Annotated in this window: 20 protein-coding genes and 3 pseudogenes; 8 read left to right on the top strand and 15 right to left on the bottom strand. The window is 70.6% G+C overall.

Annotated features, from left to right (window positions below):
• Positions 1–157: 157 nt before the first annotated feature.
• From AB0947_RS34455 to AB0947_RS34435, 5 genes and pseudogenes are all read right to left on the bottom strand, one after another.
• Positions 158–262 (bottom strand): annotated as a pseudogene (locus AB0947_RS34455) (IS5/IS1182 family transposase); the annotation flags it as partial.
• A gap of 110 nt (positions 263–372) precedes the next feature.
• Positions 373–471 (bottom strand): annotated as a pseudogene (locus AB0947_RS34450) (transposase); the annotation flags it as partial.
• 42 nt (positions 472–513) lie between these two features.
• A pseudogene (locus tag AB0947_RS34445) lies at positions 514–840 on the bottom strand (deoxyxylulose-5-phosphate synthase); the annotation flags it as partial.
• A 230-nt stretch (positions 841–1,070) separates the two neighbouring features.
• Entirely contained in the window at positions 1,071–1,208 is a 138-nt protein-coding gene (locus AB0947_RS34440; protein ID WP_366754307.1) for a hypothetical protein, read from the bottom strand.
• Between the two features lie 27 nt (positions 1,209–1,235).
• The gene (locus AB0947_RS34435; protein WP_366754306.1) at positions 1,236–1,604 is read right to left on the bottom strand and encodes a hypothetical protein; all 369 of its coding nucleotides are present in this window, start codon (positions 1,602–1,604) and stop codon (positions 1,236–1,238) included.
• 727 nt (positions 1,605–2,331) lie between these two features.
• On the opposite strand from AB0947_RS34435, the gene AB0947_RS34430 reads away from it, so the two are divergent.
• Together AB0947_RS34430 and AB0947_RS34425 are read left to right on the top strand one after the other, a co-directional pair.
• Entirely contained in the window at positions 2,332–3,075 is a 744-nt protein-coding gene (locus AB0947_RS34430; protein ID WP_366754305.1) for an SOS response-associated peptidase, read from the top strand.
• Between the two features lie 295 nt (positions 3,076–3,370).
• Positions 3,371–4,117, top strand: a complete 747-nt coding sequence (locus tag AB0947_RS34425; protein WP_366754304.1) for a putative immunity protein — start codon at positions 3,371–3,373, stop codon at positions 4,115–4,117.
• 477 nt (positions 4,118–4,594) lie between these two features.
• Here AB0947_RS34425 and AB0947_RS34420 read toward each other — a convergent pair whose 3' ends face one another.
• Positions 4,595–5,575, bottom strand: a complete 981-nt coding sequence (locus AB0947_RS34420; RefSeq protein WP_366754303.1) for a 2'-5' RNA ligase family protein — start codon at positions 5,573–5,575, stop codon at positions 4,595–4,597.
• 9 nt (positions 5,576–5,584) lie between these two features.
• Positions 5,585–6,565, bottom strand: coding sequence for a LysR family transcriptional regulator (locus AB0947_RS34415; RefSeq protein WP_366754302.1), 981 nt, complete (start codon positions 6,563–6,565; stop codon positions 5,585–5,587).
• An 84-nt stretch (positions 6,566–6,649) separates the two neighbouring features.
• On the opposite strand from AB0947_RS34415, the gene AB0947_RS34410 reads away from it, so the two are divergent.
• On the top strand, positions 6,650–7,564 hold the full coding sequence (locus AB0947_RS34410) for a PhzF family phenazine biosynthesis isomerase (RefSeq protein ID WP_366754301.1): 915 nt from the start codon (positions 6,650–6,652) through the stop codon (positions 7,562–7,564).
• Between the two features lie 981 nt (positions 7,565–8,545).
• Here AB0947_RS34410 and AB0947_RS34405 read toward each other — a convergent pair.
• Both AB0947_RS34405 and AB0947_RS34400 read right to left on the bottom strand, forming a co-directional pair.
• A complete protein-coding gene (locus AB0947_RS34405; protein WP_366754300.1) occupies positions 8,546–9,775 on the bottom strand; it encodes an epoxide hydrolase family protein in 1,230 nt (409 codons plus the stop codon).
• 19 nt (positions 9,776–9,794) lie between these two features.
• Positions 9,795–10,253: a nuclear transport factor 2 family protein gene (locus AB0947_RS34400; protein WP_366754299.1), complete on the bottom strand. Its 459-nt coding sequence runs from the start codon at positions 10,251–10,253 to the stop codon at positions 9,795–9,797.
• Positions 10,254–10,678: 425 nt separating this feature from the next.
• Here AB0947_RS34400 and AB0947_RS34395 point away from each other — a divergent pair, with 425 nt between their 5' ends.
• The 3 genes from AB0947_RS34395 (at position 10,679) to AB0947_RS34385 (ending at position 14,116) form a co-directional block, all read left to right on the top strand.
• Positions 10,679–11,998, top strand: a complete 1,320-nt coding sequence (locus AB0947_RS34395) for an MFS transporter (RefSeq protein WP_366754298.1) — start codon at positions 10,679–10,681, stop codon at positions 11,996–11,998.
• A gap of 303 nt (positions 11,999–12,301) precedes the next feature.
• A complete protein-coding gene (locus tag AB0947_RS34390) occupies positions 12,302–13,102 on the top strand; it encodes an SDR family NAD(P)-dependent oxidoreductase (RefSeq protein WP_366754297.1) in 801 nt (266 codons plus the stop codon).
• 213 nt (positions 13,103–13,315) lie between these two features.
• Positions 13,316–14,116, top strand: coding sequence for an SDR family NAD(P)-dependent oxidoreductase (locus AB0947_RS34385; protein WP_366754296.1), 801 nt, complete (start codon positions 13,316–13,318; stop codon positions 14,114–14,116).
• A 485-nt stretch (positions 14,117–14,601) separates the two neighbouring features.
• On the opposite strand, the gene AB0947_RS34380 is transcribed toward AB0947_RS34385, so the two are convergent.
• Positions 14,602–15,465, bottom strand: a complete 864-nt coding sequence (locus AB0947_RS34380) for an isocitrate lyase/PEP mutase family protein (protein ID WP_366754295.1) — start codon at positions 15,463–15,465, stop codon at positions 14,602–14,604.
• 1,020 nt (positions 15,466–16,485) lie between these two features.
• Here AB0947_RS34380 and AB0947_RS34375 point away from each other — a divergent pair.
• A complete protein-coding gene (locus tag AB0947_RS34375) occupies positions 16,486–17,412 on the top strand; it encodes an SDR family NAD(P)-dependent oxidoreductase (protein WP_366754294.1) in 927 nt (308 codons plus the stop codon).
• Positions 17,413–18,226: 814 nt separating this feature from the next.
• Here AB0947_RS34375 and AB0947_RS34370 read toward each other — a convergent pair.
• The 5 genes from AB0947_RS34370 to AB0947_RS34350 form a co-directional block, all read right to left on the bottom strand.
• Entirely contained in the window at positions 18,227–18,838 is a 612-nt protein-coding gene (locus AB0947_RS34370; protein ID WP_366754293.1) for a TetR family transcriptional regulator, read from the bottom strand.
• A gap of 520 nt (positions 18,839–19,358) precedes the next feature.
• The gene (locus tag AB0947_RS34365; protein ID WP_366754292.1) at positions 19,359–19,850 is read right to left on the bottom strand and encodes a MarR family transcriptional regulator; all 492 of its coding nucleotides are present in this window, start codon (positions 19,848–19,850) and stop codon (positions 19,359–19,361) included.
• Between the two features lie 137 nt (positions 19,851–19,987).
• Positions 19,988–20,398: a hypothetical protein gene (locus tag AB0947_RS34360; RefSeq protein ID WP_366754291.1), complete on the bottom strand. Its 411-nt coding sequence runs from the start codon at positions 20,396–20,398 to the stop codon at positions 19,988–19,990.
• 421 nt (positions 20,399–20,819) lie between these two features.
• Entirely contained in the window at positions 20,820–20,987 is a 168-nt protein-coding gene (locus AB0947_RS34355; RefSeq protein WP_171159365.1) for a hypothetical protein, read from the bottom strand.
• A gap of 137 nt (positions 20,988–21,124) precedes the next feature.
• Positions 21,125–21,418, bottom strand: a complete 294-nt coding sequence (locus AB0947_RS34350; RefSeq protein WP_366754290.1) for a hypothetical protein — start codon at positions 21,416–21,418, stop codon at positions 21,125–21,127.
• 379 nt (positions 21,419–21,797) lie between these two features.
• On the opposite strand from AB0947_RS34350, the gene AB0947_RS34345 reads away from it, so the two are divergent.
• Positions 21,798–22,328, top strand: a complete 531-nt coding sequence (locus AB0947_RS34345; RefSeq protein ID WP_366754289.1) for a DUF4142 domain-containing protein — start codon at positions 21,798–21,800, stop codon at positions 22,326–22,328.
• The last annotated feature ends 269 nt before the right edge of the window (positions 22,329–22,597 follow it).

Raw genomic sequence — 22,597 nt, 5'->3', positions numbered from 1 at the left:
CCGGAATGACGCGCTGGATACCTCGTTTGCGCAGGTAGGATCACGTGCGACGGTTGCTGTAGGCATTATCGGCGCTGACGCCGTCCGGACGGATACCGGGCCTGCCGCCACCGATGCGCGGAACACGGATCTTCTCTATGACCGGCTCGAACTGGGTGCAGCCCGCCCGCTGCCCGGGCGTAACCACCAGCGACAGCGGGCGGCACCGGCCGTCGGCGCTCAGGTGGATTTTGGTGGTGAATCCGCCGCGCGAGCGGCCCAGGCCCTCATGTGCGGCACCACCTCCTCCAGGTGGCCGAGCAGGCCCGTCCACACCGGATCGATCTGGTGTCCCGTCACCATTGCCCCTTTCGAGACGGCTGGCGGCGGAGCCTTGCGGGCGCCGGCGGCGTGGTGATGGGCGCGCATCACCGTGGAGTCGACCGAGATGTCCCAGTCGATGGATCCCTCGGCGTCCGCGACGGCCTGGACTTGCAGATGACCGAACGCGCATGGCTGCTCTGTTGCGCGCTTTGGCAGCTCAGGGCGCACCAATGCACGCGCGAACGGTTCACCGGTCTTTCGCGCGTATGCCATTCGCTCGCGCACCTCGCTGAGTGTGCGCGGACGATAGCCAGGGCCGCCACAGCAACTCTTGTGGAAGCGGACCCCGGCATTCAAAAGTACCGACAGGGTCCGCCAGGCAGCAGTGTCGCGCCGCCGCGGCGGCGCGAAGGCGGAACCCACATGGATCAACGGCTCGGCACAGCGCGGGCACAGCCGGTCGTGGTCACCGAGGTAAGGCTGCTTGTAAGAGGCCCGACAAGGCAGGCAGACATAGCAGGTCTTCGCGTGGGCCATGCTGGCCAGACTACGGCCCGTCCGGGATCAACTCGACAGGTTTCCGAGACAGTCAGCAAGATCGAAGGGACAGACCCTTCGAAGGAAACGCACCTCGATGAGACGACCGCAGTCGGTGACCAGTCTGCTTGCCCGTCCGGGGAAGTCGCGGGCGGCCGACCAGAAGGTGAGATCACGGGCGATGCCGTCGCGGCTCGGCGCCGTAGGACCGAACCCCATCGTTGGCGCCCTCACCCGGTTCCCTTGGTCACGGTCCGCATGGCGCGTGGCACCGACAGCTCGGGCCGGTCAGACCCTGTGCCGAACGCGGCGATCAGGACGGCGACTTCGAAGCGAACGGCGAGTTCGTGGAGCTTGGTGGCGACCATCGGTCGCGTTCTGTTGACCACCCCCGGTCAGCGGCGGCGGGATGCGGCCCGTTTCGCCTGCCGGCGCAGGGCAGCGACCCGGGCAGGGCGTCGGCGCGGCGCCGGAACCGGCCGGTTGCGTACCGGGGGCAGGGGTGCCGGACGGGTGGTGTCGGCGTTCTCCTGACCGGGCAGGGCGAGGAGCGCCACGAGGGTCGCCGCCAGCAGGAGGACCAGATCGATCCAGGCGACCCAGTTCCAGCCGTCCTTCCGGCTCGTCTCGTAGGGCGCGGCGACATCGAAGAGAACGAGATATCCGAAGGCCAGGTACCGGACGTGCCTCTTCTTCGACGCGGTGTCCGCGAGGAAGCAGACGATCAGGACGAGGAGGAGGGGGAGGTTGATGTACCAAGCCACCCTAGGCGCCAGCAGGATGAACACGGCAGCCGTGACAACGGTGAACACCTGATCCCCCCGTATCTCGATCGACAGGACCCTAGCACCGGCTGCTTCCGGCCCAAACGGGTCAGGATTAGGGAAGTTGGTGATCAGCACGTCGGGTCGGAAGCGGACGGTGGCGACCACTGGGTGTGTCTGTGCCGGTTGACAGTGCATTCGACCGGGTGCCGGCCCTACAGTCCTCGCGGTCGATCACCGAAGGCCACCGCCAAGGCACAAGGCGCCCTGGCCCGCGCCGGCATGGACGCGACCCCCGTCCGCCACCCCGCCCAGGGAGGCGCCCGTGCGTTCACCGAGCAGCTCGCCGCTTACGACGCCGCGTTGAACAAGGCACATGGCAGGGAACACCGCGGTGAAGCATTCCTTGGCCGGTTCCTGGTGTAGCTCCCGCGAGCGACGACCGGGCACTGGGCACCCCTTGGTCACGCCCTGCCCCCACCGCTCGCACGGTGCCCACAGCGGGGATCGCCGGGCCACCTCCTGCACCTTCTTTAGCGGGCATCCTGCCGCCGAACCACGGCGCGAGCGTGCGCCCTGTGTAAGCGCCGGCCGGGCACGCGCAGCCCGGTGAGGTGCAGTCGCGGCCTTGGGGGCGGGGCGGCGGCCGGGCTGGGGACGGCACTGCTGAGAGCCGACACAGGCACCGGCACGTCGTCGGACGGCCCGGCGGTGAGAGAGTGGCCGCATGTGCGGTCGATACGTTGCCACCCGGCGCCCGCAGGACCTGGCGGGACTGTTCCACGTCGACAAGTGGCCTACCACCGAGGCGCTCGGACCGAGCTGGAACGTCGCGCCCACCGACGAGGTGTGGGCCGTCCTGGAACGCGCCCCGCGCGACGAGGACGATGCCGCGGCACCGGTGAGGGAGCTGCGGCCGTTGCGCTGGGGCCTGGTGCCGTCCTGGGCGAAGGAGCCGAAGATCGGCGCGCGGATGATCAACGCCCGGGTGGAGACCGTGCACGAGAAACCGGCCTTCCGCCGCGCGTTCCGCACACGCCGCTGCCTGCTCCCGGCGGACGGCTTCTACGAATGGCAACCAGGCAAGGACCCGGCCACCGGCAAGGCGCGCAAACAGCCGTACTTCATCCACCCCGCGGACGGCCAGGTGATGGCGCTGGCCGGGCTGTACGAGTACTGGCGCGATCCGGCCGTCGCCCCAGACGACGACCCGGCCGCCTGGCTGACGACCTGCACCATCATCACCACCGAGGCCACCGACGCAGCCGGCCGTGTGCACCCGCGGATGCCCCTCGCCCTCACCGAGGACCACTACCAGGCCTGGCTCGACCCCGCGCATCAGGACCCGGACGAGCTACGGGCTCTCCTCGGCCAGCCCGCCGGCGGGCATCTGGAGGCCCGTCCCGTCTCCACGGCCGTCAACAACGTCCGCAACAACGGCCCCCAGCTCCTCGACCCGGTCAGCCTGTAGCCGCCCGGTGGCAAGGGCGAGGCGCCCCACCTGTCGTTCATGCACGCAGCCAGGCGCCCGTTGGCCGGCCGGGTGTTGCAGAGCCGCCTGGTCTTCCGCTCCAGGGGGACGCGCGTAAGGACCAGTCCGCGGACGTCGGCGGTGCCGGAGCCCGGAGTGGGAGCGATCGGCGCACGGGTTCCAGCCTGCTGTGGCCGGGCGGCCTTCCGAGATCCTGTCTACTCCGCTGCCAGTCCACATGGGGCCGGCCCATGGAGCCGCCTGGCTGTCCAGCGCAATGGTCGAGGATGGAGTCATGACAGAGGAAGCGAGCGAGATCACTCTGAGTAAGCAAGATCTTCGTGAGGTCACCGCGTTCGCTGCAGCGTGCGCTGAAGTGGTGCTCCAGGTGTTCGAGGACGACCAGCCAGACGACTTGCGGCCACGAGACGCAATCGGCGCCGCATGGGAGTTCGCTCGAGGTGGTGAGCGAGGGAAGACACTGCGAGACAAAGCGTGGGCGGCACTCCAGGCAGCCAAGAGCGCGGACACTGCGGCTGCGCGCGAGGCGGCTCGGGCAGCGATGTCTGCGGCAGGCGCCGCCTACCTGCATCCGCTGGCCAAGGCCACACAGGTCAAGCACATTCTCGGCGCTGGTGCTTACGCGGCCAGAGCGGCCGAACTCGTTGCCGGCGACGATCGGAGCGTTGGTGCCGAGCACCTTGAGCAGACGCTGCGTCGTGCAACACCGGTCGTCGTTGGCGTGCTCAAACGTTTCCCGACGGCGCCGAGTGGCGGCGGACGGGTTGGGGAGTTGATCCGCATTCTGGACGCTGACCTTCGTTCACTCGTCCTCGCGGGTCAGCAGGATCCGGCGGACCTCGCTCCACCAGTCCTCGGTGCGCCGGACCCCGTCCCGTTCGATCTCCGCCCCGCTGGCGTCGACATCACCGCACCACAGCAGGGTGGCGCGGCCGTGCCGTGCGGCGCGGCGGCGCACGATGTCGGCCTGGGACCGGGAAGCGAAGCCGCGGACCACCGGACGGGATGCCGTACTCGGTAAGCCAGGTGGCGAGCATCCGCCGGAGGGTGTCCTTCTCCGCCGGGACGTACACCGGGCGCTGACTCTCCGGCGCGGTCGAGGGTCAACCAGTACACGGCCTCGCGCGGGGTGTCGATCAGGTCCGGGAAGCGGCTCTCGCGGCGGGGGCTGGGCGAGGTGGGGAGGGCAGGTGCCGGTACATCATCTGGCGCAGCGTGACGCCGCCCTCGTAGCTCTCCACGATCTCCCACACCCGGTCCACCACGACCGGCCACCGCACCCGCTCATGCGCCGTACCGGTACATGTAGCGCTTGACGCCGGGCGCGGCCTACTCGGCGTGTCCGGCCGACGGCCGGGTCGTTGTGCCGGCGACGCGTGCATGATCCGTCCTACGGCACGCGTGGTCGAGGGCCCTGCTCCCCCGGCGCGGGGACGGCGTTTCGGAGCTGTGGTCACGCGGCGCTCCACCGATGGCGCCGGCCCCCGCGCCACTCCACTCAGCGCGGATCATCCTGCACCCTGTCCGGGTCGGCTACTCCAGCCGCGTCCAGGGAGGCGACCAGGGCGTGATCAAAGTGCGACAGGCCCAGGATCTCGTCCCGGCCGTGCCCGTGCAGGGTGACCCGACGGCCGCCGGACTGCGACGACCGGCGCACTGTCGACGCCACGCCTCCAGGCTCGCCCACACCGCGGTGCCCTGGCCGGCCCACGACGTCGATCTCCTTCCCCGGCTGTCGCGTGGGGAAGAGGTGTCGTCCGCCGCGGCTGTGCCAGCGCGGCCAGAGGCCGACTGTCCCCACCATGGCCGACCTACCCTCCACACCGGCCGCCTCGGCGGCAGCGGGGCCGCCGTACGGAAGCGTGGGCGCCGAGAGCCGCGGCGGGCAGGTCGTAGTCGACGGACAGCGACGCCCCAGCGTCCGTCGACTGCGACGACGGGTGCGCTCAGGGGCGGGGCACCAGCACCTCCAGGGCGCCGGTCCGGGTGTCGTAGCTGCGCAGGGTGGTGAGCCGGGCGACAGCGGCGGTGCCGGCAGCAGCTCGGAAACCCGCCGGCCGGCGAAAGCACCGGTCCGTCGGGTCCGGCCGAGGGTGATGTGCGGGCTCCAGCGCCCGGGTTCGTGTAGCGGGTTGAGGGTCTCGGGCGGACTGTCGGAGGCCACCGCGTCCCACACCCGGCGGTGGAACCCGGCCAGCGCGGAGTCGAGGTCCAGCGCCCAGGCCAGTACCGAGGTGGGCCGCTCGAAGCGGACCACGCCGGTGCACCGCACCGGCAGCGGCAGGGTGGCGGCCGCTTCGGCGAGTTCCCAGCGGATCGCAGCGGTGAGTTCCGGGCAGGCGGCCAGCGTGAGGTGAGGGCTGTTGGTCGGTGAGCGGTGGCGTGCCTGACTGGGCAGCCCCGCGTCCGCCAGCCGCCGCCAGGCCGTCCTGACCGCCAGATCCGCCGCCTCGTCCAACAGGAGCTCGACCGTGCGCACCGCCGCAGCCTACCGGCGGTCGCCCGCAGTTCCGCCGTCGGCCGGCCCGTCAGACCGGGGGCGGGTCGGCCGCCTGGTGCCCGCCGTCCCCGTTCCGGCCTGTGCGAGGTGCCGGACGAGGGCGTGGGCGACCTCGCGCGCGGCGGGCGCCGCCCAGCGCCGGCGGTGCCGGGCCAGTCGTACGGGTACGTCGGGGAGGGGCGGGCCGTCGAGGGCGACCCCGCGCAGCCGTCCGTCGCGCAGGTGCTCGGCGACGGTCGTCGCGGGCAGCAGGGTCAGGCCCAGGCCCGCCGCGGCGCAGGAGCGGGCCGCGTCCACGCTGCCGAACCGGGTGATGCGCGGGTTCGCGCCGGGCGCGGCGCGCAGCCGCTGCTCGAAGGCGTCGCTGTAAGCGCAGCCCTCCTCGAGGAGGAAGAAGTGCTCGGCCGCCAGATCGTCCCAGGCCGCGGGGCGGTCACGGCCTGCCAGCGGGTGGCCGGGGGCGGCGAGGAGGGTGAGGGCCTCGCGTGCGATCGGTTCGGTGGCGATCTCGGCGGACTCGGCGTCCTCGTTCATCAGCAGCGCCAGGTCGAGGTGGCCGGAGCGCAGCCCTTGTACGCACTCCTCGGTGCCGGCCGCGCGCAGGTCGACGTCCACGTCGGGGTGTTCGGTGCGCAGGGCGGCGATCACGGCCGGCAGCCGTGTGGCGCACAGCGATTCCGGCGTGCCGACCACCACCCGGCCCGCGACGGGCCCGTCCTCGCCGGCCGCGGAGCGCAGTCGGGCCACGGCGTCGAGCACTTCCTCGGCCTCCGCGAGGAGCCGTCGGCCGGCCTCGGTGAGCGGGGCGCCGGTGGGCAGCCGGTCGAACAGCGGTACGCCGAGGTCGCGTTCGAGGGTGCGGATGTGCACGGTGACTGTGGACTGCGCGAGGTGGAGTGCGGCCGCGGCGGCGGTGAAGCTGCCGGTGCGGGCGAGCGTGGTGAAGGTCGTCAGCAGTCGCGTGTCCACACGCGCAGCTTATGCGGAAAGCCGATGGAGTGCATCACAATCCATCGTTGGACGCGATAGGGCCGGGGGTGCCAGGGTTTCCCCATGACCAACGACACGACCGCCGCCGCCGGCGACACCGCGACCACCGCCCCGGTCCACGGCGGCGCGGCCCCCGAGATCCTGCGCTACTCGGCGTTCACCCGCACCCCGGACGGCGGCAACCCCGCCGGGGTGGTGCTCGACGCCTCCGGGCTGGACGCGGCGGCCATGCTCGCCGTCGCCGCCGAGGTGGGTTACTCGGAGACCGCCTTCGTCACCGCCGCCGATCAGGACGCCCGGCGCTTCACGGTGCGCTACTTCAGCCCGCTGGCGGAGGTGGCCTTCTGCGGGCACGCGACGGTGGCCCTGGCCGTCGCCCTCGCCGACCGGCTGGGCCCCGGCGACCTCGCCCTGGACACCCCGGCGGGCGCTATCGCGGTGACGACCGCCACCGACGGCGCAGGGGCGGTGCAGGCGACGCTCACCAGCGTGCCGACCCGGTCCCGCCCGGCGCTCGCCGGCGAGCTGGAGGCCGCCCTCGCGGCCCTCGGCTGGAGCGCGTCGGACCTCGACCCCGCGTTGCCGCCGCACGTCGCCTTCGGCGGCAACGACCACCTGGTGCTGGCTGCGGCCTCCCGCGAGCGGCTGGCCGCGCTCGACTACGACTTCGACGCGCTCGCCGAGGTCATGCGCCGGTACGGCTGGACCACCGTCGACCTGGTGTGGCGCGAGTCGCCGCGCCGTTTCCACGCCCGCAACCCGTTCCCCGTCGGCGGTGTCGTGGAGGACCCGGCGACGGGCGCGGCGGCGGCCGCGTTCGGCGGCTACCTCCGCTCCCTCGGGCTGGTCACCGAGCCTGCGGACATCGCGGTGCGGCAGGGCGAGGACATGGGCCGCCCGAGCGACCTCGTCATCGGTGTGACGCCCGAGGACGCCCGGGTACGGGTCACCGGCGCGGCCGTGCTTCTCCCCCGCTGACGGACCGTCGGCGGTGCGTCGTGCCGGGTCGGCCTCCTCGATGGCTGCCGGGCGCACGATCGTGGAGTCGACCGACACGTCCCAGGCGGTCTCGCCCACCGCATCGGCCATGGCCTGCACGTGCTGCAGCAAGCGTTCCCAGGTGCGTCCGCCCCTGACCGCGCCTTTGCTTCCGTGGACAGGCGCTGCGGCCCGGGAAGCGGCGCGCAGGCGCAGCCGGAGGGCAAACCCGGGCCTCCACGCTTGCCATCGCGGCCCTCGTGTGCGGTGCAGCCGTCGCCGCGGGGCCGGTCGCGGGAGTCCTGGCGGCTCCGGCATCGTCAGGAAGTAGCTCGCGACGGCGCGGGTTTCCGGCATTGGCCGGGCCCGCGCCGCGTTGGGACGAGCGCTGGTCACCGGCTTGTCGTGCGCCAGACGGGGGTGGGTGCACGACACGGCCGAGCCGCCGGGACGCCGCGCAGGTGGGCATAAGCCCCCGGACGGCCAGGCGACCGGCGCGGCGCTGGTGGGCGGGACGGCGGACCGCCCTCGGGCAGCCTGAGGCCGGGCGGGGCGGCCAGGGGCGCGGGCGAGGCCACGGCGGCCGGGCTTGCACAGCCACGGGCCGATCACGACGCGCTCGTCGCCCGCCTCGATTCACTACCGGGCATCTGCGGATGCCGTACGACTACGTTGCGGGCGAAGTCAGGTCGGCCGGCGCAGGCGCTCGGTTTCCGCTCGGGCGATGGCCGGCCGGGCAATTGCCCCGGTGCCGGGCTGCCGCTCGTGCAGTCGCTGTCCGCATATAGCGCCTGGGCCCTCCAGCGATGCACGGCCGGGGCTCCGGACAGCTCCCTGCCAAGATCGGCGAACCGGTCGTCGGCCGGCTCGGGCAGCTTCGGCGGGCCTGCCGAGGCCGGGCAGCCGCGCCCGCCCCGGCGCCGGGCCCGCCGCCGACGCTCCCTCGACCACTCAGTCGCTGTCGGCGGGCGGTCGAGGTGGTCAGCGTAGTTTGCGGTAGGTCGCGCGGAGGTCCTGGATCCAGGCCTCGGGGTTCTCGTACGGGCCGAAGTGACCGCCCTTCTCATGGACGTTCACGTCACGTTTGTCGGCGTAGAACTGCCCGCCGCCCGCCTCGAAGACGGCGATGCGCTCCTCGGGGGTCTCCGCTCCGGGTGAGGGGTCGCCCAGGAGGAACGTGAAGCCGGCCGGTGCCCGGACGTACGGGGTCTCGTCGTGGACGGGCTCGGGCGGATACAGACTGGCGTTGCGGTAGGCGCGGATCGAGGAGCCGATCGCCTGGTTGACCCAGAAGATCGTGGCGAAGGTGAGGATGTCGTCGGCCGGCCATTCCGCCTCGAAGTCGGCGTTGCGGTCGCTCCAGGTCCGCCATCGCTTGAGGATCCAGGCCAGCAGACCGGCCGGGGAGTCGTTGAGCCCGTGGGTGAGGGTCTGCCCATCGAGCAGGTGGGCCGTGACGTGTGAGACGTACACGTTGTTGCGGCGGATGAGCCGGGACCGGTCAGGCTCCGGCGTGCCCGGGGCCGGCTGGCCGCCCGACAGGTCCCAGAAGCGGTCGCCCTGGAACATCGCGGGCGGCATCTCGTTGCCCAGGTGGATGCCGCGGAGCGAGTCGGCGTACTTGTGGCCGAGCCGGGCCCCCACGAGGGCGCCGTAGTCGGCGGCGCCGACGCCGTATCGGTCGTAGCCGAGCACTTCGGTCATCAGGGTCTGGAAGCGGTCCGCCATAGTGGCGTAGTTCTCCCGGGGGCTGGTCAGCGGCGTGGAGAAGCCGAAGCCGGGTAGCGAGGGGATCACCACGTCGAAGGCGTCGGCGGGGTCACCACCGTGGGCGGCCGGGTCGGTGAGCGGACCGATGACCTTGTGCCAGTGGTGGTAGGTCCAGGGCCAGCCGTGCATGAGGAGCAGCGGGATCGGTGCCGGTCCCTTGCCGCGCTCGTGGACGAAGTGCACCGGTGTGCCTGCGACGTCCAGACGGTGCTGGTTGACGGTATTGAGTCGGGCCTCCGCCGCGCGCCAGTCGAAGCCGTCGGCCCAGTACTCCACGAGCGGCCGGAGGACGGCCGTGCTCAGGCCGTAGATCTCGTCGTCGTTCTCCGGGTCGGGTGCGAAGCGGGTGGCCTTCAGGCGAGTGCTCAGGTCGTCCAGGACCTCCTGGCCGACGTCGATGGTGAAACGGTCGAGGGATGGGCGGGATGCGGTACTGCTCACAGGGCTGCTGCTTTCGGGTTCAGTAGGTGAGGTCCATGCGCAGACGCGTCAGCACCAGTTCGGTGATCTTCCACTCACCGTCCGCCTTGGTGAACCGGACACGGTAGTGACCGAATCCGTGCATCTCGGTGAACTGGGCGTTCCCGTTCTCGTCGGTGCGTGCGGGCCGTTTGATCAGGTCTTCCATCGCCCAGACGCCACGGGCCGAGACGGCGGACTCGATGTCGATCTCGTCGGAGAACAGGTGGTGGACGACGACGGCCTCGGGTCCCACACTCGCGGGGATCGAGGAGGCGATCTCCTGCCTTCCACGCATGTGCCGTGCGGCGGTTCCGTCGGCGTTGTGCGGCGTGAAGGTGCCCTGGGGTGTGAACAGAGCGGCGAGTTCGTCCCACCGCTGGTGGTCCGCGTTGTACACGTAGCGCGCCATCAGCCGGCGCAACTCCTCGATGATGCGAAGACGTTCGATGTCATCCATGAGTGACGCTTCCGTTCGTTCAGGTCGTCGGCGACTGCCGGGAGCACTCATGCTGCTCCGAAGAAAATGGACCGGCGAGTTCAGAAGCGGAGCCCCGCCGGGTTACCCCACGAGCGGGCCCCGCACCATCGACGACCTCGTCACGGATGCCCCTGCGGCCGGCTACCCGGGCATGACCGTGTACGGCGGATTCACGGCGAGGTCGCCAACGGGCTGCTGGACCAGCCGCGGGCGTTGAGACGCCCGGACACGCCGAGCACCCTCACAGCTACATATTAAGGCTACCTGTTCAGTTTGCCTGTAGTATCGATGCCATGAAGATACGTAAAGCACCATCGGCCCGCCATGCGGCCGACAAGACGGGTGGGCAGCCGCCTGATCGGCGTGAGGCCCCAGCCCCAGGCTGGCGGTTCACTCTCCCCCTCATGCTCGGGTCGTCCCTGAACCCGATCAACAGTTCGATCATCGCTACGACGCTGATCGCCATCGGACACACCTTCCACGCCGGAGCGGCTTCCACCATCTGGCTGGTCTCCGCCCTCTACCTGGCGAGCGCCATCGGCCAGCCCACCATGGGCCGGCTCGCCGAACGCTTCGGTCCGCGTCGCGTCTTCATCGTGGGTCTGACCCTCGTCGGGATCGGTGGCGCGCTGGGCACCGTCGCGACGAACCTGCCGACCCTGGTGACGGCCCGCGTCATCCTCGGCGTGGGCACCTCGGCCGGCTACCCGACCGCGATGGTGATCGTGCGCCGGTGGGCCGCCGACCACGAGCCGGCGCGCACCGGTGGCACACTCGGCGCGCTGGCCATCGCGGCGCAGGTGACCTCGGCCCTCGGCCTGCCGCTGGGTGGCCTGCTGGCAGCGGCCGCCGGCTGGCGGATCACCTTCTTCGTCAACGTGCCCTTGGTCCTGATCGGCGTGCTGATGACGTTCGCCTGGGTACCGCGCGACCTCCCCCGCGCCGAGAGGACCGGCGACACCACACCACCAGCCCGCCTGGACACCCCCGGAATGGCGCTCTTCTCGGGCACGATCGCCTCCCTGCTGTTCTTCCTCAACGACCTGCACCACCCACGCTGGTGGCTCGGCGCACTGGTAGTGGTCCTGCTCGCCGCCCTGGTGCTGTGGGAACGCCGGACGCACGACCCGTTCGTCGACGTCCGCATGCTGTCCAGGAACAAGCAGCTGAGCGCCACCTACCTGCGGGTCTGCCTCACCTTCCTGCTCAACTACTGCATCCTGTACGGCCTCACCCAGTGGCTTCAGGAGACACGGGGGCTGTCCGCCATCGGCGTCGGCCTGCTGATCCTGCCGATGTCCGTGTTCGCCGCGCTCATCTCCCTCCCCTTCGCACGCCGCAACCTGGTGCGTTCCGCGCTGTACTGCACAGCCGCCGCGTCGGTGATCGGACCGATCGGCCTGCTGCTGTTCACCTCCACCACCCCGATCTGGATCCTCATCCTGATCACCATGGTCTTCGGGATCGTCTCGGGCCTGGGCGTCATCGGCAACCAGGCCGCCCTCTACCAGCAGGCACCCGCCGAAGCCGTGGGCGTCGCCGCCGGACTCATGCGCACCTTCACCTACCTGGGCGCCGTACTCTCCTCCAGCCTCATCAGCCTCTCCTTCGGCGACCGGGCCACCGACAGCGGCCTGCACACGATCACCTTCGCCCTCCTCGGCCTCGGCGCGGTCCTCCTCGCCATCACCCCCTCGGGAGCCCGTGATCTGAAGACGTCCTGAGGACGTTCACGGCCCCACCCGACCCGACGGACGCGATCACGCCCCTCACGCTGTTCCGCACAGCAGCCCGCCCACCCGAACAGCTCGAGCGGCCTTCGGAGTGATGCCAGGTTGTTCCAGCTCATATGGACCCGTGGTTCCCCGCTGCGACCTGTTACCGGACGGGTGACCACCCCCAGGACTCGGCGACATCGGGCACCCCGCGCCGCACATGTGGAAACACGCCATCGCCCCCCGCCTGGCAGTCACACCTTGCCGGGTGCACAGTTAGAAACACATATCTGCAAGTGGAAGGACATACCTATGGACATGCACTTGACCGGAAAGCGAGCCCTGGTGACCGGGTCCAGCTCGGGACTCGGTCAGGCGATCGCCGAGGCGCTCGCCCGTGAAGGGGTCACCGTCGTCGTGCACGGCCGCGACGAGGCGCGCACCACGGGGACCGCCGACCGCATCCAGGCCGAGGGTGGCCGAGCCGAGGTGGCGGTCGGGGGCCTGAGCACCCCCGAGGGCGCGGCGGCCGTCGCCGAGAAGGCACTGAGTGGCGGCACGGTCGACATCCTGGTGAACAACGCCGGCGCATACGACCAGGTCGGCTGGATGGACGCCACTCCCGAGATCTGGGCGGAGACGTATCGGACCAACGTGCTCTCGGGCGTGCGGATGATCCAGAGCCTCGTTCCGCGTATGCGTGAGGCCGGCTGGGGCCGGGTCATCCAGATCGGCGGCGGTCTGGCCGCCCAGCCCATGGCTGCGCAGCCCCATTACAACGCCTCGCTCGCCGCCCGCCACAACCTCACCGTGTCCCTGGCGCGCGAGTTGAAGGGCAGCGGTATCACCTCCAACACGGTGGCACCCGGCGCGATCCTCACCGAAACGGTCCGCGACCTGCTGTGGCGGATCGCCCCCTCCCACGGCTGGGGTGAAACATGGGAAGAGATCGAACGCGCGGCCGCGGAGAGCTGGGTGCCCAACGACGCCAACCGGTTCGGGCGGCCCGAGGAGATCGCCGCGGCGGTGGTCTTCCTGGCCAGCGCGCATGCCGGCTACATCAGCGGGGCCACGCTGCGCGTGGACGGCGGAACCATCCGCTACGTGAACTGACGCGACGGACGCGTCCTGCCGCCCGGGTGGCCCGTCCAGTCGGGCGGTTCGCTGTCACCGTCCGCGGCCGTGGCCGGGAAGCCGGGGGGCGATGCGCCGACGCGGGTGCGGAGAAGTCTGCGGTCGTATACTTTGCAAGTCTACTGTCGTATACTTGACGTCAGACGCTTCCCCAGTCGTATCAATGCGGGGAAGTCCGAGAGAGGGAAGAACATGGACCTGAATCTGAGCGGGCGCCGCGCGCTCGTCACCGGATCGAGTGCCGGACTCGGCGAGGCCACCGCGAAGCTGCTGGCGGCCGAGGGCGCGACGGTGGTGGTCCACGGCCGCGACAAGGACCGCACCGAAAAGGTCGCGCAGGACATCCGTCGCGCCGGCGGAACCGCGACCACGGTGCTCGGCGACCTGGCTGACGATGCGGTCGCCGCGGAGGTTGCCCGCGCCGCCGGCGCCGACGGCCCCATCGACATTCTCGTCAACAACGCCGGCTTCTACCGCCACCTGTCCTGGGCCGAGGCCACACCGGACGAGTGGCGCGACACGTACAACGTCAATGTCGTCTCCGGCGTCCGCATGATCCAGCACCTCGTGCCGGCCATGCGGGAACGCGGCTGGGGCCGGGTCATCACCATCGGCGGCGGCCTCGCCTCCCAGCCGATGAACACCCACCCCCAGTACAACGCCACCCTGGCGGCCCGCCACAACCTCGCCGTCAGCCTCGCCCGAGACCTCAAGGGCACCGGCGTCACCTCCAACGTCGTCTCCCCCGGAGCCATCCTCGTCGAGGCCACCAAGGAACTCGTCACCCAGATCGGCCCCGCCCGCGGCTGGGGCAACACCTGGGAAGAGATCCAGCCCAACGCGGTCAACGCCCTGATCCCCAACGACCAGGAACGCTTCGGCGACCCGGACGAGATCGCCGGCGCGGTCGCCTACCTCTGCAGCGACTACGCCCAGTACATCAGCGGGGCCACGATCCGTGTGGACGGCGGTCTCATCCGCTCCGCCTTCTGAAACCCACACCCACACCCGCACACAGCACCGGTGCGGGCACCGGAGCGGCAACGCAACGGCGCCCGCACCGGTGCTGTGTGTTCACTCTCGCGTTGCGGACGTCCTTGCAGGCCGGACCTTGAGGTATGCGCGGTCGGGGCCCAGACGTCGGCCGTTCCGGGGAAGAGCGGACTGGTCACCCGCAGTCCGGCTCCGAGGCGTCTCGCCGGCCCGGTGTCCGTGAGGCCTGGCTCACCGACGCGGTGGACACACCCTGAGTGCGGAGGAACCGGGGTTGGCCCCGCCGCACTCGTGGGGCTTCCGGAGCGCATGGCTGAGCGGACTAACCGAACAGCCAGGGAGCATCCGCCAGCCCCACGATCCGCGCCGGCCCTGCCGGTCACCCGGAAACCTCCTGGTGACCGGCAGGGCCGGCGCGGATCGTCGTAACTTCCTGGCGCACTCATGCCGACGGCGGACGCGCGCCCGGTCGCCCGCGGGATGCGTCAGGTGCCCGGCTCGGTCGTGGCCCGCTCGATGTCGTACAGGTCCTCGAATCCGGCGAGGTCCTGCATCTGCTCGAAGACGGCGAAGGATTCGACCGCGGGACGCGCGCTCGGCCGCCCGGCCCGCTGTTCCCGGTAGGCGTCCCGCAGCGCGCTGAAGGCAGCGGTCTGTCCCGTGACCGGGTCGATGACGAGCGAGTACCCGAGCTCGGCCCACTCCTGCGGGGTGTGCAGGTCGAACGACGTCAGCAGGGCCACGGGGCCGGACAGGCGCCGGGGTGCGGCGGCTCGCTGCTCGGCGTTCTCGGGCAGCAGCATGACGACGTCGGCGCCGGCGGCGAAGTACGCCTCGCAGCGCTCGACGGCCATGTCGAAGCTCTCGTTCTGGACCGCGCCGGTGCGGGCGATGAGCAGCAGGTCCGGGTCACGCCGTGCCGCCACCGCGGCCCGGATCTTCCCCAGCATCACCTCGACCGGCACCAGGTGCTCCACATGACGGTGATGGCTGGCCCGCTTGGGCGCCACCTGGTCCTCCAGTTCGATGGCATGGACACCGGCGGACTCCAGGTCCCACACCATGCGGGTCACATGTACGGCGTCGCCGAAGCCGACTCCGCCGTCCACCACCAGGGGCAGTGTCGAACGCCGGCGGATGGCGGCCGCCGTCTGGGCGAGTTCTGTCGTCGTCAGCAGCGCTTCGGAGACGGCGAGCGACAACCCGAGGCCGCCGCCCCCTAGGTATCCACCGTCGAAACCCAGTTCCTCACACAGACGGGCGGTCAGCGCGTCCGCACAGTGCGGGATCATCAAGGGACCCTCGTTCTCCACGCGCCGCCGGAACGCCGCGCGTGCCAGGCTGTCCATTTCTCACTCACATCCTTCTCGTACGTGCAGTCCGGCACACCGGGGAGCACCGGTCCCGTGCACCGCTACCGCTACCTGACGGCAGTCAGTCGCATGACGCGCCACCACGGGCTGGGATTCCGGCGACCGGCCCCGGACGGCCGGGGCAGGGCATGCGGTCACGGACCCCCGGGAGTGCGGGGCCCGCTCCGGTCGCATCGCGGCCGTGTCCGGTTTCGGGCCTCGCTCACGACACACCCAACCCCCGAGCGACGCGGGCCCGTGCGTCGACCGTCATCTGCGGGCAACTCCCGAAGCCTCATGTCTGCAACTGTAGACTTGTCTCGTCGGCTTGACTACACTGACGGTATGAAAAGTGACTTGACTCATCGAGGGCCCCCCACCGGAGGAGCCGACGTGTGTGCGGTGATGGTCGACCGCTGGTGGACCGCACCGGGCCCGATGCAGATCGGGAACGCTCCGCAATCGCGTTCTCACTGATCCTCGGCGTCTGGCCGGTGCGGAGCACCGTGGGCAACGCAGCCCTGGCGGAGGTCGACTCGGACGAATTCGCGCGCCAACTCGTAGAACTGTCGGCCTGCGCGATGGAAGACACCTCGCCGAGCACCGGAGCGGCAGGCCGTGGCTGTGACGAGGCCGATTACCGACGGCCCCACACCCCGGCAGCCCACCGGCGACGAACCAGCCGTAGCGGCTCCGAGGGGCGAAGGGGTACACGTATCTACAGGAGTGTGCCTACGATGGGTTTGAGCCGGTGAGACGATCGACCCCCGGGTTCGCTCCCGAACTCCGCCACCGGACTCGGTGATCACTCCGGCCCCCGGTGCCGGAACGGCCCGCTGACGGCATACCAGTTCTCGAAGCTGTTCCCGCTCGCCGCCGGCGCATGTGCGGTAACGATTCTCGGTCCGCGGGGACCGCTCACGCTCATCGGCGCGCGCAGCGCCGTCCTGAGCCAGGCGCTGCGCGCTGAAGCCTTCGAATAGCGCGCGAACCAACATTTCGTGCAAGGAGAGAATCATGGCGGAACGAGGACCGTTGGACGGCCGTGTGGCCATCGTGACCGGTGCCGGACGTGGCATCGGCCGGGGTGAGGCGATCGCGCTGGCGGCTGCCGGGGCGAAGGTCGTCGTCAACGACGTCGGTGTGCGGGCTGACGGCCACGGGGCCGCCGAGGGCCCGGCCGACGAGGTGGTGGAGTTCATCCGCGCCCACGGCGGCGAAGCGGTGGCCAGCTATGAGTCCGTGGCGGACTGGGAGGGCGCGGGCAGGGTGGTCGACACCGCGGTCGCGCGGTTCGGCCGGCTCGACATCCTCGTCAACAACGCGGGGATCGTCCGGCAGCACAAGATCGAGGAGGTGACGGAGGAGGACTTCGAACTGACCATCGACGTCAACCTCAAGGGAACCTTCGCGATGTGCCGCAGCGCGATTCCGGTGCTTCGGCAGTACGGCGGCGGACGCATCGTCAACACCTGCTCGAACCAGTGGGCGGCACCGATCGGCAATCCCGAGTACGCCGCGTCCAAGGGCGGTGTCGTGAGCCTGACCTACGAACTGGCATGGGAACTCGCCAGCGACGGCTTCACGGTCAACGCCATCGCCCCGTTCGCCCTGACCAGGATGACCGAGGACGCCAAGCAGCGCGACGCGGCGCTTGTGGCCACCGGGGCCATGAGTGCGCGCCGGGCGAAGGCCAAGGAGCCGCGGGCCGACGCCGGACTGGTCGCGCCGATCGTCGTCTACCTGGCTTCGGACGCGGCAGCCGATGTGACGGGCTGTGTCTTCCGGGCCGGCGGAGGCAAGATCGGCATCTACAGCCACCCCGTCGAGACGCGGACGATCTTCCGGGACGAGCAGAACGGCCCCTGGTCGTACGACGAACTCGTCGATCTGCTGCCCCGGACCGTGCTCGCCAACGGCAGCAAGGCCCCTCACATACTGTGAGGTGACACTCGTCGCCGCGGGGCCGGCAGGGACTCCGTCCGGTTCGGTCACCGGGGCGACGAGGTGGTCCTGGGGGACTAATGGTGCCGGGTCGGCCCGCCGTCGGTGGGCCCGTTCGGCACCTGGCCGCCGACGAGGAACCCGCGACGAAGGTGCGGCGCACGACGGGCGGACACTCGGTGTCGGCGGTGGCCGCCGCTTCTCACGGAGGCTCCGCCGCGGCTGGTGCGCAAGACGCGGTCGGCGGAACCCTGCGCGTCCTGCCGCTGCTTCGACTGGCTCGAGCGGGCCACCGCGCCGCACCACTTGGCGGGATCCGCGGTGGGGAAACGAGACCGGCACGGTCCACGCCACCCGCGCCACCTTCGCCCCGCATGTCGGGTCTGACGACGGTGAGGTTCACGACCCCGTAACCACCGGCATGCCGCCCCGGGCGCCGTGGGAGTCCCAGCGCGGCTCATGGCAGGGGGCAGGGCGCGAGGACTCGGGCGGGGACGTAGTGCTCGGCGGCGGAAAGCGGCTGAGGTGTGCCGCGTCGCCAAGGGCTGGCGTCGACACGTCGGACGTCGACGAGGTCGTCATGGCATCGGGCGGGTGAAGCCGAAGGCCCGGGACGGGAGTATGTCCCGGGTGTCCTTCCTGAGCTTCGGCGCAGGCGCCGACTACCGGCCGGGCGATCGCGCGCTGGTCGACAGGGCGGCGCCCAGCAGGACACGTTGGCGCTGGAGAGCCGGCAGCGGACTGCGGCCGGGCTTCTCCACGTACGACGGGTGGGCGGTGTCGGAGGAGCGGTGCGCGGCCGGCGCGCACGCGGTCAGTTCGGCTCGGGGTCTTCGAGCAGGACGCGCAGGACTGCCTCAACACGGCGGGCGAGGTCGGCGGCGTCGGCCTCGACCAGTGCCCTGTTGCCGATGACCTTGCGCATCATCCACACTCCGGCGATCACTGACAGGGCCAGCGCGGAACGCTCGCTCACCTGCTCACCGGTGAGCATGCCGGTCACCTCCCGTTCCACATGCCGCTCGATGCCGTCACGGGCGATCTCGGCGGTGCGCGGGTTGGGCACGGAGCGCAGCATCAGCAGAAAGGGGCTGAGATGGTCGGCTTCCGGGGCGGTGCGTTCCACGAGCGACCTGGCGATGTCGCGGCTCGGCGTGGCGGAATCCTCGGTGACGACGGTCCGAGGGGCGAAGGAGACGTCCACCGCCTCGGCGAAGAGCTGTTCCTTGGAGCCGAAGTAGCGGTTGACCAGCATCGCCGTCACGCCCGCGTCCTTGGCGATGTCCCGCACGCCGGCACCGTCGTAGCCGAAGCGGGTGAAAGCCTCCACTGCGGATCGAAGGATCGCCTCGCGGGTCGCCGCCGCGTTGCGCGGCCGCTTGGCCGCGGGAACGCCGGGCGGCGAATGAGGCGGCTCGCTTTCCATGACCCGCAGTGTAGTCAAACGCCGCATTGGAGTCTACGGCCGTAGACGAGCCGGGCAGCGTGCTGTTCGCCGAGGCGGAGGCCGCGGGGGCACGGCCGCCCTGTGCATCCGAGCGGCCGGGCTGCCGATGCGCCGGCACCCGGTAGGGCCCGGCTTGACGGCCGGCGCGGGAGTCCAGGAGCGGACGCGCGTCCGGGCCGGTTCGCGACGGCTCCCGGACGGGTGCTCGTCGCCGACGGCGGCACGCTCGTCGTCCGAGGCGGGGTCACCCGTATGCATCTCCTGCACACCCGACACGGCGGCAGGGACTGCGCGGACTCCCGTACGAGGGCATGGCGCACAGGAACGGCTCGGCGCGCGCCGGCTTCCGGTGCCGCGTGGAGAGCGAGAGACCGCTGATGGTCCTGCGCCGTCCGGACGCGCTGACGGCACACCTGGTCGCACGGTTGGGCTTCGACGGCGGCTACCTGGGCAGAGGCGGCCTCGGCTGCACGCCGGAGGTGTCAACCCCTGCTGACGATCACCTGTTCGGAGGCGGACCAGGCGCCCGGCGCACGGGGGTCGAGGTGTCCGCGTCGGCCAGGCGGTCCAGGATGTTCACCAGGGTGCTCAGACTCTCGCGATCGCCGCTGGTCAGCGTACGGTCGATCGCGTCGGTGAGCCACGCCTCCCGCGCTTCCAGCCAGCGCTCGGCTTCCTCCCGCCCGCGCGGGGTGGCCGTGATCAGGATGCGGCGGCCGTCGTCGGGGTCGGGACTGCGCGCGACCAGGCCGTGCTTCTCCAGCACGGCCAGGGTCTGGGCCATGGACTGCGGGCGCATGTACTCGGCGGCGGCGAGGTCGCTCGTCGTGGCGGGCGGTCCGTAGACCACGCGGTGCAGAGCGGTCAGTTGGCTGCGGCTCCACGGGCTGGCGCCCATGCCGGTCTCCGAGCGGATGCGCCCGCGCAGGCGGTCCATGGAGCGGACGAGCTCCAGCGCCAGGGTTGCCGAGGGGATGTCGTTCAACGCCACCCATAAATCATACAGGTTACCTGTACATCCCCGGGCCGGTGGCTCGGGGCATCGGCTTTGGTGATCCTCGCACACGTTCGGGTGTGCCTCATACGGCCGAGTCCGGCTGCCCCGTAGTCGACGCGTCCCCGCTCAGGTCACAGGACCCCAGATCGCCTCAGTTCGGCGAGGCGGTCGTCGACCTCGATGACCTCGCCGCGGGAAAGGGTCGTGGCAATCCACTGACGTGCGGCGCCGTGGGCGATGAATTCCTCTGGGAGACCGATACCGTAGTACTCGACGTAGTCGGCCGCGTCGAGCCGCCAGAAGAAGCGGCCGTCGCTCATGAGGGCCGTACCGCCGGAGCGGACGAACTTATCGCCCAGAATGTCCTCCGAGAATCCCATCAGGGCGATGACCGGAGCGCCGGAGCGAAGATATTCGGCGATTCTTCTTCGCTCTTCGGTGGGGATCTCACCCACTCGCCGACGAAGTGTGTCGGCGTTCTCCGCCCAGGCGGACTGGCTCGCGATCTTGCCGAATATGCCAAGAGGGGCGACGTCCGCCATGCGAGGTTCTCCGAACAGTAGGCGCTGATCCCTTCGAGGGGGAGATGGCGGATGCGCCTCCCGGCCCAAGGTTTGAATGCGGGGCCACACCATACTGGCGGCGCGAGAACGGCGGTGAGTTGCGGTGCCGTTCAAGTGCGTGGTGCACGAGGACAAGGGTGAGTCGGCCGGTGCAGGCGCGGGTGAAGAGCAGGCGGGCTGACGCCCACTGAGCCGCACGCCGAGCGGCGCCGCTGCCCCCGCACAGCAGTGGCTCCTGGGCAGCACGCTCGGCCTGGAACCCGCCGGGACGGAACGGGTACGGCTCCCCCGCCTCGCAGTGGCCTCTCGGATACCTCCGCCGAGATCACGAGGTGGAAGACGCACGGGAGATAAGGACGGGGCCTGGTGACAACCGTCGCCAGGCCCCGGGGTGATCGGGTCAGCGTCTGCGGGTCCAGCCGGAACCGATGCCGGCCACGTGCAGGGCCAGGGCGGTCAGCCCCAGCAGCATCACATTCGTCGAAGAGAACACATCATTGGTGCTGAGATCCGCCGCATTGATCAGGAACGACACGAAGAAAAGCACCGCCGCGACTATGCCGAGCATGAGACGAACTCCTTTCGAAGGGGGTGAAGCCCGTATGCCCGGTCACCGTCTCCGCAGACGTCAAGTCGTCCCCGACTCCCACTGGTTCGCCAGGCGCGGCCCCGGGACGAGTCGGCGGGCCGGCGGGAGTGATGGGCTCAGGCGTGAGCGTGACGAGGGCTTGCCGCCTTGTGGGGGGCGGCGTGATGCGCGGGCCGACCGGTCTTGGGGACTTCCAGGCGCCGCAGGGACAGACCGGCGGTGACGAGGAGGCCGGTGAAGACGGTGAGGAGGAGGACGCACGCCCACATCTGCCGACTCCCCGGCGCCTGCCAGCCGGTCCAGGCGGTGCACACCGCCCACAACAGGACACCCCCAGCGTAGAAGGAGCGGATCCGGTGCAGCTGCCGCACGGCCCGCAGGAACATGACGCGCTCAGTCATCGGTGCCATGCCGCGCCGTATACCCCGAAGTGCCTCCATCGCTGCATCACGATCAGCGCGGCCACCGACAGCCGTTCCGAACGGCGGCCTCTTGCGTCGAGCGGGGGCATGTTTTCCGGCGGCTCGTTGCGATGGCGCCGCGCCGGAAAGATCACCACGCCCGGGTCGCGGTGACGGCGGCGGAGTTCCTCAGCTCAGCGAAGCCGTTCAGCGTACATCCGTGCACGCCTGGGGGCTATCCGCGTGGGCCACTGGGGTGAATCGCGGGCCGATCCGGTACGGACGGGCGGCTTCCCGGTACAGATGCATGGGGGCGCTCCATCGCGCGCCCTCTTCCGATCGCCGGAGCGGCGCACATGTGCCGACCGGCGCGAAGGGAGCAAGACCCATGCGCAAACCATCGGTGGCCGCCGCGCTCGCGGCGGTAGCGCTGTGCGGTACGGCCGCACCCCACGCATTCGCCCAACAGCTCGCCGGCCAGGACAAAACGTTCCTGGTCCAGGTGCACCAGGGAAACCTCGCCGAGATCGCGGCGGGCCAGGACGCCGGCAGGCATGCCCGCAGCCAGTGCGTCAAGCAGGTCGGCGCCGTACTGGTACGCGACCACACCAAGCTGGACGCGGATGTGAAGGCACTGGCCGGCAAGCTGAACGTGCGGCTGCCCGCCTCCCCGTCCGCGCAGCAGCAGAAGCAACTGGCCGCCGTGCAGGCCAAGGCCGGAACGTCGGCCTACGACACGGCATGGCTCAAGGTGCAGGAAGCCGGACACCGCCAGACCCTCGCGCTGATCGACCAGGAGATCAAGACGGGGAAGAACAGCCAGGTCGTGGCCGCGGCACGCAACGCCCGTCCGGTCGTGGTGACGCACCTGAACATGGTCCGCCAAGGCACCTGCCGCATGCCCGCTCACAGCGGCTGACCGGGCCCGGCCGGCAGTGAGCCGACCGCAGGGGAAACCGACACCACAGCGGTAGGCACCGCTGGCCCGGCCGGTAGCGGACTGTCCGCCGCCGGCCGGGTCGGTGCCGTGTGGAGGGTTTTCAGGAAACCCGGGAACGGTCTGCCACCTGGCCGGCCTGTTCGACGTGTGAAGTCTTGGAGCGCCGACATGCGCACTCCCCCGACATGAACGGCAAATGAGTAGCAAACTGAAACTGATTCGACCGTAGGGCATGATGGTCTCAGTTC

The organism is Streptomyces sp. NPDC047841, from assembly GCF_040704085.1.
Taxonomy (GTDB): Bacteria; Actinomycetota; Actinomycetes; order Streptomycetales; family Streptomycetaceae; genus Streptomyces; species Streptomyces argyrophylli.
This window is presented reverse-complemented; position numbering and strand designations above follow the sequence as displayed.

What these genes read in the sequence shown, in the direction of transcription:
- AB0947_RS34440 (WP_366754307.1), bottom strand. Translation starts at nt 1,208, where the DNA reads ATGGTCGCCACCAAGCTCCACGAACTCGCCGTTCGCTTCGAAGTCGCC.
- AB0947_RS34430 (WP_366754305.1), top strand. Translation starts at nt 2,332, where the DNA reads ATGTGCGGTCGATACGTTGCCACCCGGCGCCCGCAGGACCTGGCGGGA.
- AB0947_RS34425 (WP_366754304.1), top strand. Translation starts at nt 3,371, where the DNA reads ATGACAGAGGAAGCGAGCGAGATCACTCTGAGTAAGCAAGATCTTCGT.
- AB0947_RS34410 (WP_366754301.1), top strand. Translation starts at nt 6,650, where the DNA reads ATGACCAACGACACGACCGCCGCCGCCGGCGACACCGCGACCACCGCC.
- AB0947_RS34400 (WP_366754299.1), bottom strand. Translation starts at nt 10,253, where the DNA reads ATGGATGACATCGAACGTCTTCGCATCATCGAGGAGTTGCGCCGGCTG.
- AB0947_RS34395 (WP_366754298.1), top strand. Translation starts at nt 10,679, where the DNA reads ATGCTCGGGTCGTCCCTGAACCCGATCAACAGTTCGATCATCGCTACG.
- AB0947_RS34390 (WP_366754297.1), top strand. Translation starts at nt 12,302, where the DNA reads ATGGACATGCACTTGACCGGAAAGCGAGCCCTGGTGACCGGGTCCAGC.
- AB0947_RS34385 (WP_366754296.1), top strand. Translation starts at nt 13,316, where the DNA reads ATGGACCTGAATCTGAGCGGGCGCCGCGCGCTCGTCACCGGATCGAGT.
- AB0947_RS34380 (WP_366754295.1), bottom strand. Translation starts at nt 15,465, where the DNA reads ATGGACAGCCTGGCACGCGCGGCGTTCCGGCGGCGCGTGGAGAACGAG.
- AB0947_RS34375 (WP_366754294.1), top strand. Translation starts at nt 16,486, where the DNA reads ATGGCGGAACGAGGACCGTTGGACGGCCGTGTGGCCATCGTGACCGGT.
- AB0947_RS34370 (WP_366754293.1), bottom strand. Translation starts at nt 18,838, where the DNA reads ATGGAAAGCGAGCCGCCTCATTCGCCGCCCGGCGTTCCCGCGGCCAAG.
- AB0947_RS34360 (WP_366754291.1), bottom strand. Translation starts at nt 20,398, where the DNA reads ATGGCGGACGTCGCCCCTCTTGGCATATTCGGCAAGATCGCGAGCCAG.
- AB0947_RS34355 (WP_171159365.1), bottom strand. Translation starts at nt 20,987, where the DNA reads ATGCTCGGCATAGTCGCGGCGGTGCTTTTCTTCGTGTCGTTCCTGATC.
- AB0947_RS34350 (WP_366754290.1), bottom strand. Translation starts at nt 21,418, where the DNA reads ATGGCACCGATGACTGAGCGCGTCATGTTCCTGCGGGCCGTGCGGCAG.
- AB0947_RS34345 (WP_366754289.1), top strand. Translation starts at nt 21,798, where the DNA reads ATGCGCAAACCATCGGTGGCCGCCGCGCTCGCGGCGGTAGCGCTGTGC.